Raw genomic sequence first — 12774 nt, 5'->3', positions numbered from 1 at the left:
TCACCGTTTCATTCGTGCGTTCGGCCCCGCGAACCATCCGCTGTTCAGCGGAGCGGGCGTTCGAGGGCCGCCGAGAAGATTAATCCCCGGAATGCCGATCACGATACCTCTGACGGAGCGACAACACCGTCTCGAAACCGTGCCTGAGTGTGCTGATCAACACCGGAATTCACCTGAATTCCGCATCGACAGGAACGGATTCTGCAGCTACCTGCCCCCGCCATGTGGTCTAGCCCACTGCTGCGCGCGGCCGGTGTCCCGTGCACCCGATGCGGCGGCACGGCGCCGGAAATTGTCGGTGGCGGGTGAGACGCTCGTCTCATGACCCAGATTCCGAAGCATCTGTCCAAAGTCGCCGAGAGCGACCGGCCGCCGATCCCCCGCCTCGCGGGCGAACGCGAGACCCTCCTGTCCTATCTGGAGTGGCATCGCGAAACCCTGGCGCTGAAGTGTGCCGGCCTCAGCCAGGAAGCCGTGTCCACCCGCGCGGTCCCGCCGTCCGCAATGTCGCTCCACGGCCTGGTCCGGCACCTGGCGGGCTGCGAGCGATGGTGGTTCCGCATCCAGTTCGCCGGGGAGGACGTCCCGCTCCTGCACTACTCGGACGACGACCCGAACCAGGACTTCGACCGCCTGGACGGGGATTTCGGCGAGGCACTGGCGTTGTGGCGCGCGGAATGCGACCGGAGCCGGGAGATCGTGGCGGCCGCCTCGTCGCTGGACGCGGAGGGGGCCGGGAAGACGGGAGGGCCGTTCTCGCTGCGGTGGATGCTGGTGTCGATGATCGCGGAGTACGCCCGGCACAACGGCCATGCGGATTTGTTACGGGAGGTGACGGACGGCGCCACGGGCCGGTGAGGGGCGGTCCGTGCGGGCTTTGGCTGCGGTCTGGAGTGGGCGGTGATGGGGTGCAGCATCTGGCTGCGGCACCCGGCGGGAGTGGGGCGATGGGCCTGAGTGGCGGGCTTGAACGGGCGTGATGCGGTGCAACGTCCGACCGCGGCGTTCGGTGGGAGGGGGCGCGCTGGAGCCTGAGCGCGGGCTCGAACAGGAGGTGACGCGGCGCCGCACCCGACCGCGGCGCACGACGGGCGGTGCGGCGCAGCACCCGGCCGCGGCATCCGAACGCAAGCGCGCGATCGGGCCGGAGCTACGCGCTCGAACGAGAGATGACGTGGCACAGCATCCAACCGCGGCATCCGACCGGAAGCGATGCGATCGGGCCGGAGCTGCGTGCCCGAACTGGAGGGGACGCGGTGCAGCATCCGACCGCGGCATTCGGCCAGCGGCGGTGCGATGGCACCTGAGCTGCGGGCCCGAACGCGAAGCGAAGCCGTGCAGCATCCGGCTGCGGTATCCGGCGAGAGGCGGCGCGACGGAGCCAGAGCTGCGGGCCCGAACGCGAAGCGAAGCCGTGCAGCATCCGGCTGCGGTATCCGGCGGGAGGTGGCGCGACGGAGCCTGAGCTGTGGGCGGGAACGGGAGGTGATGTGGCGGAGAGTCGTGGCTGCGTCCGATGAGGAGTGATGCGATGGCAAGGCTGCAAGTCGGGCTCAAGTCCTGATTGGAGCTGCAGCCAGCGACATCGCCTTCGGGAGCGGCTCAGCGAAGCTCGCGCCCCGATCAGGGCGACGCCACCCACACCGCGGCTGGTCAGTGACGTGCTCTCGCCCGCGCACCCGGCGTGCGATGCTGGACGGCATGACCGCCGATCCTGACTCCGGCCTGCTCTCCCCGGTGCGCGCCGGAACCCCGGCCGAAGCGGTGACCGGTGACCGCGCCTTCGCTGCCGCCATGCTTGAGGCGGAGGCTGCCCTCGCTCGGGCGCAGGCGCGGCTTGGCACGGTCCCAGCCGAGGCAGCCGAGCGCATCACCAAGGCCGCGCGGCTGGTGGGCGAGGGCGGACTCGACGTCGTCCAGCTGGCCCGCGACGCGCGCGAGACCGGGAACCCGGTGGTCAGCCTCGTGCGTACGCTGTCCGCCAAGGTGCCGGACGCGGCCGATTACGTGCACCGTGGCTCGACCAGTCAGGACATCGTCGACACGGCGATGATGCTCGTCGCGCGGGACACGCTGCGGCTGATCACCGCGGACCTGACGGCGATCGCGGACGCTCTCGCCGAGTTGGCGCGCGCCCACCGCGACACGGTCATGCCCGGGCGCACCCTCACCGCGCACGCGGTGCCGACGACTTTCGGGCTGAAAGCGGCGATCTGGCGGCAGGGCGTCCAGGAAGCCGCCCGCCGGATCGCTGCGCTGCGGCTGCCGGTGTCGCTTGGTGGCGCAGCGGGGACGCTGGCCGCGTACGTCCAGTACGGCGACGGGACCGACGACTACGCGGAACGGCTAGTCGCGGCCTTCGCCGAGGAAACCGGGTTGGCCGCGCCGGTTCTGCCGTGGCATGCGGATCGCGCGCCGGTCGCCGAGCTGGCTTCCGCGTTGGCTGGGGTGACGACAGCGGTGGGCAAAATCGCGGTCGACGTTCAGGTCTTGGCCCGCACCGAAATCGGTGAGGTGACCGAAGCGACCGGGGGCGGGTCGTCGGCGATGCCGCACAAGCAGAACCCGGTGCGGTCGGCGTTGATCCGGTCGGCGGCGCTGCAACTGCCAGTGCTGGCGGCCGGAGTGACTCAGTCCGGATTGGCGGAGGACGAGCGTTCGGCCGGGGTCTGGCAGGCCGAATGGCAGCTGTTGCGCGAATGTCTCCGGTTGACCGGCGGGGCCACGCACACCGCGGTGGATTTGGTGCGGGGACTGGACATCCACGCGGAACGCATGCAGGAGAATCTCCAGCTGACCAACGGGTTGATCGTCTCGGAACGACTGTCGGCCGCTCTGGCGCCAAGGATCGGCAAGGCTCGCGCGAAAGACTTGCTGGGCACCGCTTCCCGGCGCGCGATTGAGGAAAACCGTCCGCTGGCGGAGATTCTGGCGGACACGCCGGAGATCACCAGCGTCGTCGATGCGGCGACGCTGGCCGATCTTCTCGACCCGGCGCAGTACGTCGGGGCGGCCAGGCGGTTGGTGGACCGGGCGTTGGAAGACCCCGCGCACTAAAAAACGGGATCGCCGCCGGGGAAACGAACTCCCGGCAAGCGATCCCGTCACTCCACTGTGGACCGGTTAGTGGGCCAGACCATGCCCGCCCGTCTCGGGACGACGCGGCGGGACCGCCGGATCGACCTCGACGGGTTCCTCGTCCTCCGGCAGCAGCACCCCGTGCCGCGCCGGGAGAACCGCGGTCAGCAGACCGAGTACCGCGATGCCGAGGTGCAGCCAGTTGTCCGCGTCGGCGAGGTTGAGCGGGTTGCCGAGGCCGGACACCGGGTTGACGGTGATCGTCCCGGCCAGCATCAGGCCCCAGACGAACAGCGCGCCGTAGCCGATGAAGAGCAGCCAGCCGAACGTCCGCGCGCGGCCGGAACCGAGGGCCAGCAGCAGGCCGATCACACCGGTCACCACGTGGACGACGTTGTTCAGCGGATTGGCGGAAAACCGCCACAAAGTGACACCGTGTCCGGTGAAATCCCCGAACCCGGACTTCACGAGCCCGATGATGCCGTAGGCGAGAAACAGGACCCCGAGCAGAACGGCCAGCACCTGGGCGGGCTGCACCCCTTCCACCCGGACGCGGGCCCGATGCGCACGAACCATGACTCCAGTCCTTCCCGTACCGAGGTGACGGTGGGTCAACGCTGAACGAATACCCCCGGTCAAACCGGGCCGAAACCCGAATTCGGCGTCCCGGACGCGCCCACTGGGCAAGATCGGGGCTGCTGTGGCTGCTGAGCCACGGGGTGGCCGAGTGGGGCATTCAGACGAGCGCGGCGACCAGCAGGGCGAAGGCGGCGATGAGCACCGCGACCCGCGCGTAGTGGTAGCGGTCCCAGCGGTTCATCTGCTCCTTCCAGTCCGCGGGGCGGTTTTCCGGCGTCCACGTCTTGCCGCGGTTGTTGATCGGGACGAGCAGCAGGATCGACATGACCACACTGACCACCAGCAGCCCGGCGCCGAGCACGATCAGGGTGGTGCCGGGCCGGTCCCACGCGAGGATCGCCCAGATCGCGCTCAACCCGAGCGAACCGAGATACCAGAACGGCATGAGGGCGCCGAGCATCCGGCCGCCGTGCGCCCGGCCCTGCTGATTGCTGTCGTCCGAGAGCCCGCTGAGGATCGGGTTGATGACGAAGGCGACGGAAAACTCGACCCCCACCATCACGCCGACCACCACGATGGTGCAGACCGCGAGTGCGCTGAGCATGATGACCTTCCCAAGATCTAGCGTTGCTAGCCGATGAATCGATGCTAGTACTACTGCCGCTCGGTTGTCTAGCAGTGCTAGAGTCGGCTTATGTCAGTACACACCCGGAAACAGCGCGAACAGGCCGAACGCGAGCGCCTCATCGTGGCGACGGCCCGCGAACTCGCCGAACAGCAAGGCTGGGACGCGGTCACCACCCGGCGGCTGGCCGAGCGCATCGAGTACAGCCAACCCGTCCTGTACAGCCACTTCCGCGGCAAACGCGAGATCATCGGCGCGGTCGCCCTCGAGGGAGCCGCCGAACTGGCCGCGGCGGTGCGAGCCGCGACCCACGCCGTGGCGGGGCCGCGCGCCCGGGCCACCGCGCTCGCCCGGGCGTACCTCGACTTCGCTGAGCACCACCCGGCGGTCTACGACGCCATTTTCCAGCTCGACGGCGGTCTCGCGTTCGCGCAGGAAGACACCCCGGAACCGCTGAAGGACGCCTTCGCCGCGTTGCTGGAAACCCTCGGCGAGGTCGCCGGAGAAGGGGTCCACCCGGGACTGTTCACCGAGCTGTTCTGGGCGTCCCTGCACGGGATCGCGACCCTGACCCGCGCGGGACGGCTGCCGAGGGAACTCGCCGAACAGCGGATCGAGTTGCTGGTGGAACGGCTCGTCGTGGTCTGATCCACCACCGCTTGCCCGCAGCGCGGCCGAGCGTCACGCGTGCCGGCCGGTACCGAGACCCATCCCACACAACCGTCCCGTTCGGCGAACCCTGATCAGGCGATCGGGGAAGTCGGGGCATGCGCAGGGCGAACTCGTTGCTATTGCTCGGCCTCGTTCTCGGTGCGGTGCTCGCGTTTCTGGCCACCGAGGCGGAGCCGCACCGGCAGGTGGTCACCGCGGCCGGGCCGTCGACGTCCGGGCCTGGCGTCCTCTCCCCGGCCACCGGCTCGGGCTCCCCGGGCCCCGGTCTGGGCAGCTCCGCACCCCAGCAAGGCACCGAACTCAGCGCGCTCGTCCCGCAGGGGCACGTCAGCGTGGTCGTCTACGACCGTGCCACCGGGACGACCCCGGTCTCCGTCGACGCGCATCGGCGCTATACCTCCGCGTCCCTCGTGAAACTCCTCATCGCCCTCGACGCGCTCGATCGCGGCAGCAGTCCGGGAACCGTGCGGGCAATGCTGTCCCGCAGCGACGACGACACCGCCAGCAAACTGTGGGTCGAGGGCGGCGAGACGAGCATCGTCCGGGACGCGGTCGCCGAAATGGGCCTCGCCGAAACCAAGCCGCCGCACGACCCGGGACGCTGGGGCGACACGGAAATCACCGCCGCCGACATCACGCGCGTCTACCGCTACCTGATGGACCGCGCACCGGCCCCGCACCGCGAGACGATTCTCCAGGCGCTCCGCGAGGCCACCGAAAACGGCGCCGACGGTTTCCGGCAGTATTTTGGCATCCCGGACGCCCTCGGCCCCGGTTCCTGGGCGGTCAAACAGGGCTGGTCCTGCTGCAATCCCGGGCGGATCCTGCACTCCACCGGCCTGGTCGACGACAACCGGTACCTCGTCACGGTCCTCACCGAGAATCCCCGCTCGGTCGGCTACGAAACCGCCGCAGGGCAAGTCACCGAAGTGGTCAAGCACCTTCCCGGCATCCGCTGAACGTCACTGCTCCGCCGCGGTCAACGCACCCCGCCCACCCGTACTCGGCAACGGCCACGGCTTCACCCCGCCGGTCACGTCGGCCCGCGGCCCGGGAGCCGACGGTCCCGGGATCCGCTGCCCGATCCATGTCAGGACGTCCGGCAGCTGCGCCTTGAACGTGTTCATGTTGTGCCCCGCGTCGGGGATCCGCCACGTCGTGAACTGCACCGGCGGCTGCGCGGCGGCCCGCATCTGGTCGACCGCGCGGCTTTCGTTCTGTTCCTTCTCCCCGGAGATCGCGAGGAGTTCCAGCGGGGCCGGGTGCTGCCGGACGTTGATCTTGACGTTGTTCGCGTCCTCGATGTCCTTGCGGCCGCGGAAAAGGTTCTCGGTCTCGCCGTCCACCTGCGCCTTTTCGTAGCCGCTCACGCTCGCCGCCTGCGCGTACCACTGCGGATGCCGCGTCACGAGGTTCAGCGCGCAATAGCCGCCGGACGACCAGCCGGCGATCGTCCACGCGCGCCGGTCCGGATTGAGGCCGAGACGCTGGATTCCCCATTCCCGGACGTCCGCCGACAAGTACGTGTCGTTGGGACTTCCGTTGACCTCGTCGACGCATTCGGTGTCGTGGCCGATTTTCGGCGTTCCGGTCGGGTCCGGGATCAGCACGATCACCGGCGGCAGCAGATGCTTCGAGATCGCCGAGTCCAGCTGTTCGGGCAGGTGGTACCCGATCGGCGCGGTGGTGACCTCCGGGCCGGACGGGTAGTTCGGGATCCAGATGATCGCCGGGAACCGCATCGCCTTGTACGGATGCTGGAAGTATTGCGGCGGAAGGTAAACCGTCACGTCGCGGGTCAGGCCGGTGCGCCGTCCGGTCACCGTCACGTGCGCGATGGTCCCCTTGCCGACCCGCGCGTGCGCGACGCCGAGGTCGCGCGCCCGGCCGAGGTCGACGCCGTTGTCGCCGCCCTCGACGTCGATGCCCTCGGCGGCGAACGCGCCGGTCCCGAGCAGCGAGCCGAGCGTCGGGAAGAATCCGCCGATCATGTTGCCGGTCAAGCCAAGCGTCACGATCACGAGGCACAGCGCGACCAGCACCGTGGCGCTGCGGCCGAGTTGCTTGCGCTTGCGCCATTTGTCCCAGAACCACGGCACCGCGATGACCCCGAGGAGCGCGAGCACGCCGACGACCGCGAGCATGACGGGCGAATCCAACCTGATTGCGCTCAGGTGCACGGGAAAACCTCCAGGACCGATCGCGCGCCCGGAAGGCGGGACCCGCTGCTGTAGATACGTTTGAGGGGCCATTCGCGTTGTGATCACGTGACATCGATCACGCCAGACTGGCTGCGGCGAACTCAGCGGAATCTCAGGATTGCCCGTTCGTTCCTGATCAGGTGCGTCTCCTGACATTCGAGCAGCGGCGGGGGGATCGTGCTTGCCGTAGCGCGTAGCACCCTGGCCCCTGCTTACAGCCGAATCTGGCCAGAGTCGGCTGACGCGAAAGGCTCCATTTTCTCGGCAATTGACGAGAATCGGCGTCCCGTGGCGCCTCCCGGAATCAGCGACGACTCAATTGCCGAACGCGCCCCGCAACACCGTGATCGCTTGGGTGATCGCCGCTTCCGCCGCGTGCGTTTCCCGCAGCGCGTTCACCATCACGAAGTCGTGGATCACGCCCTGGTACCGAACCGCCGTCACCGGAACGCCCGCCTGACGCAGCTTCGCGGCGTACGCCTCGCCTTCGTCGCGAAGGACGTCGGCCTCGCCGGTGATCACGAGCGCCGGCGGCAGTCCGGCGAGTTGCTCCACAGTGGCGCGAAGCGGCGAAGCGGTGATCTCGGCGCGCTGTGCCTCATCGGTCGTGTACTGGTCCCAGAACCACTTCATGCCTTCGCGGCTGAGGAAGTAGCCCTCGGCGAACTTCGTGTACGACTCGGTGTCGAAGGACGCGTCGGTGACCGGGTAGAACAGCACCTGCTGCAGGAACTTCACGTCCCCGCGCTCCTTCGCCATCAGCGTCAGCGCCGCGGTCATGTTTCCGCCGACGGAGTCGCCCGCGATCGCGATTCGCGTGGTGTCGAGCCCCTTCTCCGCACCGTGCTGGACAACCCACTTCACAGCGGCATAGTTCTCTTCGATCGCGACGGGGTAACGAGCCTCGGGCGAACGGCTGTATTCCGGGAAAACGACTGCCGCACCGGTGCCGGCGGCGAGTTCGCGGACCAGCCGCTCGTGGGTGTGGAAATCGCCGAAAACCCAGCCCGCGCCGTGGAGGTAGACGAGCACCGGCAGCGCGCCGGTGCCGCCCTCCGGCTTCACGATCCGGACCTCGACGTCGCCGTTCGGTCCACCCGGGACAGTCAGAGTCTCGATGTCGGCGGGGGCGAGTTCGACGTCGCCGTCCTGGACGCCGTCGACCGCCTTGCGGCCCTCGGCGGGCGGAAGCTGGAACAGGTACGGAGGCTGGTCGGTGGCCTCGGCGAACGCCTGGGCGGCCGGTTCGAGGACGAGGTTCTGCGGGTTCGCGGTCATGGCTTCCTCCGGTAGCGGATCGGTCGGACCGCACCAACATAGCTCGCAACTAAGTTGTGCACAACTAAATGACACTCAATGAGATCTGGAGCACTTGAGTTGCCCTTCTCGCGCAGCCGAGAGAGGATGGAGAGCTGGCACCGAGAAACCCCAGGGAGGCCGCCGATGACCAGCCCAGACACCGGAGAAACCGGCTCGTTGCTGCTGGACGACCAGCTGTGCTTCGGCCTGTACTCGGCCTCCCGGGCAGTCACCGCGCTCTACCGCGCGCTGCTCGAACCGCTCGACCTGACCTATCCGCAGTACCTCGTGATGCTCGCGCTGTGGCAGCAGGACGAACAGCAGGTCAAGGAGCTCGGAGCCGCGCTGAACCTCGACTCCGGCACGCTGTCGCCGCTGCTGAAGCGGCTGGAGAAGGCCGGGCTGATCAAGCGCGAACGCCAGTCCGACGACGAGCGCTCGGTCCGGATCCGGCTCACCGACGAGGGAACCGCGTTGCGCGCCAAGGCGGAACGGATCCCGCCGCACGTCGGAGCGGCGATGAACCTGGACAACGCCGAACTGGCCAAGATGCGCGCCGCGATGGATCAGCTGACGGCTTCGGTCAACGCCTACCGGGAGTCCTACCGGCCGAGCTGAACGCGGCGCCATGGTTAGCATGAGCGCCAGGGCGAGCGTGAGGACGGCGATGAGCACACAGGACGAAGCACTGCGCGCGGTGGAAGCCAGTCTGGACCGGCCGTCGGCGGCCCGCGTCTACGACTACTTCATCGGCGGCACCACCAACTACGCGATCGACCGCGTCTTCGCCGAGAAGGTGCGCGAACGGCTGCCGCTGATCGGCGAGTACTGCCGCACCAGCAGGCAGTTCCTCGGCCGCGCGGTGCGCCAGAGCGTGCGCGAGGGCATCCGGCAGTTCGTCGACATCGGGTCCGGCCTGCCGACCGCGGGCAACGTGCACGAGGTGGCCGACGACGAGCGCCCGGAACACGACACTTCCGTGCTGTATCTGGACAACGAGCCGGTGGCGCTCGCGCATTCGCAGGTGCTGCTCGCCGACACCGCGGACGAGGACCGGCACCAGGCGATGGCCGCCGACCTCCTGCAGCCCGCCGAATTGTGGGACCGGGTCGCCGATTCGGCGGTCATCGACGTCCGGAAGCCGGTGGCGCTGATCGTCAACGCGGTGCTGCACTTCATCAAGGACGAGCAGGACCCGGACGGCATCCTCGAGTTCTACCGCAAGCAGCTCGCGCCGGGATCGCTGCTCATTCTTTCCCAGATGACCAACGAAAACCCGGTGGACGACAACGAACGCCAGGCGCTGGTCGACATCATCAAGTACTACGAGTCGACCACCAACCCGGGCATCCTGCGCACGAAGGCGGAGTTCGAACGGTTCTTCGGCGGCTGGCCGCTGCTCGAACCGGGACTGGTGTACGCGCCGGCGTGGCATCCGGACGCCGGCACGCTGTTCGCGAAGACTCCGTCGGAGTCGCGGGTGATCGGCGGCGTGGCCCGCAAACCGCAGGACTGACAGGGGTTTCCGCGCGAGCACTAGGCTGCGGACATGTCGACGCGCCCGGCGGAGTGGATCAGCAGAGCCGTGCGCGACGCCGCGGTAGCCGACCGATGGCTCGCGGCGCTGGTGACCGTTCTGGCTTTCACGCCGCCGCTTTCCTTGATCGGCACCACTTTCGGCGGCCTGCCGTCCCGCGCGCCCGACGCGGGATCGGTGCTGCTCACCTTGGGCATGACCGTGCCGCTCGCCGTCCGCACGCGCTGGCCCGCGGCGTGCTTGACGGTGACCGGCCTGTCGTTCGCCTGCTACGAATCCCTGGGCTACGACGCGACTTTCGGCGGCCTCGCCTTGGTGTTCGCGCTCTACTCGGCGGGCGCGCACCAGCGCCGGTTCCGGATCCCGCTGGCGCTCGGCGCTTCCGCGGTCTACGCGGTGTTCTACCTCGTCCTGCGGCTGCGCGGCTCGCCCGAACGCCCGATCGACGCGGTCGTCTTCTACGCCGCGCTGGCCGCGGCGGCGGTCATCGGCGGGCTCGTCCGCGGCCGGCGAATCGCGGAAGCCCAGCGACGGCGGCTCGAAGCCGACGCCGCCGCGGCGGCCGAACGCGCCCGGATCGCGCGGGAACTCCACGACGTGGTGAGCCATCACGTGACCGCCATGGTCGTCCAGTCCGGCGCCGCTCAGGTCCTCGTCGAGTCTCCGGCGCGGGTCACCGAGGCATTGGGCAGCATCGGCGAGTCCGGCCGGGAGGCGCTGCGCGAACTGCGTTCGCTGCTGGGAGTGCTCGAAGCGACCGGCGAGCGGGTCCCGGACCGGGAACCCCCGTCGCTGCGTTCGGTGTCCGACCTCGTGCGCAGGGCCCGGATCGGCGGACAGCCAATCGAGTTCGCCGAAGAAGGAGATCGGCCGGAACTGTCCGCGGAAGCCGGGCTCACCGCCTACCGGGTGGTGCAGGAGGCGTTGACCAACGCCGTCAAATACGCCACCGGACGACCGACGACGGTCCGGATCGGCAATCGGCCGGAGGAGGTCGACCTCGAAGTGACGACCGAAGGCACCACGCCGGGAACCGCCGACGGGCTGTCCGGCGGACGCGGACTCGACGGCCTGCGAGACCGGGTCCGGGAGGTCGGCGGCGAACTCACCGCCGGGGCCGGACCGGACGGCCGTTTCCGGGTGCACGCCCGGATTCCAGCGAGGAGAGAGCCATGACCGAGCGCGTGCGGGTGCTGGTGTGCGAGGACCAAGCGCTGATCCGCGCGGGTTACGTGACGATCTTCGGCGCGCAACCGGACCTGGAGGTGGTCGGCGAGGCCGAAGACGGTCCCGCCGCGCTCGCCGCCGCCGAAAAGCTGCGCCCGGACGTCATCGTGATGGACATCCAGATGCCGTTCCTCGACGGCATCGAGGTGACCCGGCGGCTGGTCGGCCCCGGCTCGGCGAATCCGGCGAAGGTGCTCGTGGTGACCACCTTCAACATCGACGAGTACGTCTTCTCCGCGCTGCGCGCCGGGGCGAGCGGTTTCCTGCTGAAGGACGCGCAACCGGCCGAACTCGTCAACGCGGTGCGCACGGTCGCCCGCGGCGAAGCACTGCTCGCGCCGACCGTGACCCGCGCCCTGATCGGGCAGTTCGCCGACCGGATCCGCCCCGCCTCGGCCGCCGGTCCCGGTCCGCTCGAACACCTCACGCCGAGGGAGCGGGAGGTGCTCGTCCAGCTCGCCCGCGGACTGTCCAATGCGGAAATCGCGGAAGAACTGGTGCTCAGCATCGAAACCGTGAAGACCTACGTGTCGCGCATCCTGGCCAAACTCGACCTGCGCGATCGCGTCCAGGCGGTGGTGCTGGCCTACCGGACCGGACTGGTGTCCGATCGCGACTGACGCCCGCGCAACGGCACGATCCGGCCCCGGCGCGCGGCCGAGCGAAGGAAAAAGACCGTCGGCACGGCGCAGACCAGCACGGCGAAAATGCTCGCCTCCGGACCGAACGCCCCGCCGGTCACCACGTCCGGACCGGACAGCAGAGTATGCAGGAGGCTGCCGGCCCCGCCGTCCGCGCCGGACACCGTGGTGCCGAAAACGCCTCCCTCAGCGAGATTCCACGCGAAATGCAGGCCGATCGGCAGCCACAGCGTGCGGGTGGCGACGTAGGCCGCGCCGAGCATGAGGCCAGCCTCGACCGCGATGGCGAGCGCGCCCCACAGCGAAGCGCCCGGGTTCACCAGATGCGCGACACCGAAGAGGATCGCGGACAGGGCCAAGGCGCCCCAGGTGCCCAGCCACCGTTCGACGATGCGGAACAGCACTCCGCGGAAAAGCAGTTCCTCCGTCACCGCGACGGACGCCATCAGCCCGGCCGTCGCCGTGAAACCCCAGAACGAACCGCCGGAAAACCCGTCCACGCCACCGAAGATGAGTACCAGCAGCATGGTGGCGACGAAGGCCGCCGCACCGATCGCCATTCCGCGCAGCACCCCCGCACGTGCGTTGGCGGGCGACAACTCGGCGACCGGCCGCTGCTCCACGACCCGGCTCAGCCGGAGATAGCACCACAGCGCCGCGGCCGCGGTGCCGACGCCGATCGCGAACTCCAGCACCCCGAGGCCGGTCAATGCGGAGTTCAACGCTCCGGCGGCCACCATGAGCGCTGCCATTGCCACGATCAACAACGGAAAACGGAACTTCCGCCATCCGACTGCGGGGTTCGCGGTCTGGGAATCCATGTCAGTGCGTCCTTTCGCTCGATGCACCGAACGCTAGGCAGCACGGAGACCGCGGAAATCCCTCGAGAACGGACACCTCGGGTAGCTCTTGCGA

13 protein-coding genes are annotated in these 12774 nt (G+C 69.0%); 8 read left to right on the top strand and 5 right to left on the bottom strand.

The genetic code is table 11. The features are described 5' to 3' along the window. Positions 1-321 precede the first annotated feature (321 nt). A complete protein-coding gene (locus tag SSMG_RS00125) occupies positions 322-858 on the top strand; it encodes a DinB family protein (protein ID WP_037712068.1) in 537 nt (178 codons plus the stop codon). Between the two features lie 843 nt (positions 859-1701). Then, complete coding sequence (gene pcaB, locus SSMG_RS00120; RefSeq protein ID WP_037716327.1) at positions 1702-3057, top strand: 3-carboxy-cis,cis-muconate cycloisomerase; 1356 nt, start codon at positions 1702-1704, stop codon at positions 3055-3057. A 66-nt stretch (positions 3058-3123) separates the two neighbouring features. Here the strand turns inward: pcaB and SSMG_RS00115 are convergent, their stop codons facing one another. Continuing rightward, positions 3124-3654 (bottom strand): DUF4383 domain-containing protein, encoded by a 531-nt coding sequence (locus SSMG_RS00115; protein ID WP_009071583.1) that lies wholly within the window; start codon positions 3652-3654, stop codon positions 3124-3126. 160 nt (positions 3655-3814) lie between these two features. Then, entirely contained in the window at positions 3815-4261 is a 447-nt protein-coding gene (locus SSMG_RS00110) for a DUF1772 domain-containing protein (protein ID WP_009071581.1), read from the bottom strand. A 90-nt stretch (positions 4262-4351) separates the two neighbouring features. On the opposite strand from SSMG_RS00110, the gene SSMG_RS00105 reads away from it, so the two are divergent. Continuing rightward, the gene (locus SSMG_RS00105; RefSeq protein ID WP_009071579.1) at positions 4352-4930 is read left to right on the top strand and encodes a TetR/AcrR family transcriptional regulator; all 579 of its coding nucleotides are present in this window, start codon (positions 4352-4354) and stop codon (positions 4928-4930) included. A gap of 119 nt (positions 4931-5049) precedes the next feature. Further along, positions 5050-5913: a hypothetical protein gene (locus SSMG_RS00100; protein WP_009071577.1), complete on the top strand. Its 864-nt coding sequence runs from the start codon at positions 5050-5052 to the stop codon at positions 5911-5913. 3 nt (positions 5914-5916) lie between these two features. Here SSMG_RS00100 and SSMG_RS00095 read toward each other — a convergent pair whose 3' ends face one another. Both SSMG_RS00095 and SSMG_RS00090 read right to left on the bottom strand, forming a co-directional pair. After that, positions 5917-7134 (bottom strand): esterase family protein, encoded by a 1218-nt coding sequence (locus SSMG_RS00095; RefSeq protein WP_037712066.1) that lies wholly within the window; start codon positions 7132-7134, stop codon positions 5917-5919. A gap of 336 nt (positions 7135-7470) precedes the next feature. After that, on the bottom strand, positions 7471-8433 hold the full coding sequence (locus tag SSMG_RS00090; protein WP_009071573.1) for an alpha/beta hydrolase: 963 nt from the start codon (positions 8431-8433) through the stop codon (positions 7471-7473). Between the two features lie 165 nt (positions 8434-8598). On the opposite strand from SSMG_RS00090, the gene SSMG_RS00085 reads away from it, so the two are divergent. From SSMG_RS00085 to SSMG_RS00070, 4 genes are read left to right on the top strand one after another with little or no spacing between them, the layout of a single operon-like run. Next, positions 8599-9072: a MarR family winged helix-turn-helix transcriptional regulator gene (locus SSMG_RS00085; protein ID WP_037712064.1), complete on the top strand. Its 474-nt coding sequence runs from the start codon at positions 8599-8601 to the stop codon at positions 9070-9072. 49 nt (positions 9073-9121) lie between these two features. Further along, positions 9122-9970 carry an SAM-dependent methyltransferase gene (locus SSMG_RS00080; RefSeq protein WP_037712062.1) on the top strand — a complete coding sequence of 283 codons (849 nt, stop codon included), beginning with the start codon at positions 9122-9124 and terminating at the stop codon, positions 9968-9970. A 33-nt stretch (positions 9971-10003) separates the two neighbouring features. Further along, positions 10004-11167 carry a sensor histidine kinase gene (locus SSMG_RS00075; RefSeq protein ID WP_009071567.1) on the top strand — a complete coding sequence of 388 codons (1164 nt, stop codon included), beginning with the start codon at positions 10004-10006 and terminating at the stop codon, positions 11165-11167. Further along, on the top strand, positions 11164-11838 hold the full coding sequence (locus SSMG_RS00070) for a response regulator transcription factor (RefSeq protein WP_009071565.1): 675 nt from the start codon (positions 11164-11166) through the stop codon (positions 11836-11838). The genes SSMG_RS00075 and SSMG_RS00070 overlap by 4 nt, the downstream gene beginning before the upstream one ends. On the opposite strand, the gene SSMG_RS00065 is transcribed toward SSMG_RS00070, so the two are convergent. Further along, positions 11805-12680 (bottom strand): CPBP family intramembrane glutamic endopeptidase, encoded by an 876-nt coding sequence (locus SSMG_RS00065; RefSeq protein WP_009071564.1) that lies wholly within the window; start codon positions 12678-12680, stop codon positions 11805-11807. The genes SSMG_RS00070 and SSMG_RS00065 overlap by 34 nt on opposite strands. Positions 12681-12774 lie beyond the last annotated feature (94 nt).

It is taken from the genome of Streptomyces sp. AA4, from assembly GCF_000158875.1.
Taxonomy (GTDB): Bacteria; Actinomycetota; Actinomycetes; order Mycobacteriales; family Pseudonocardiaceae; genus Amycolatopsis.
The sequence above is the reverse complement of the archived record's forward strand: the minus strand, read 5'-3'. Positions and strand labels throughout refer to the sequence as shown.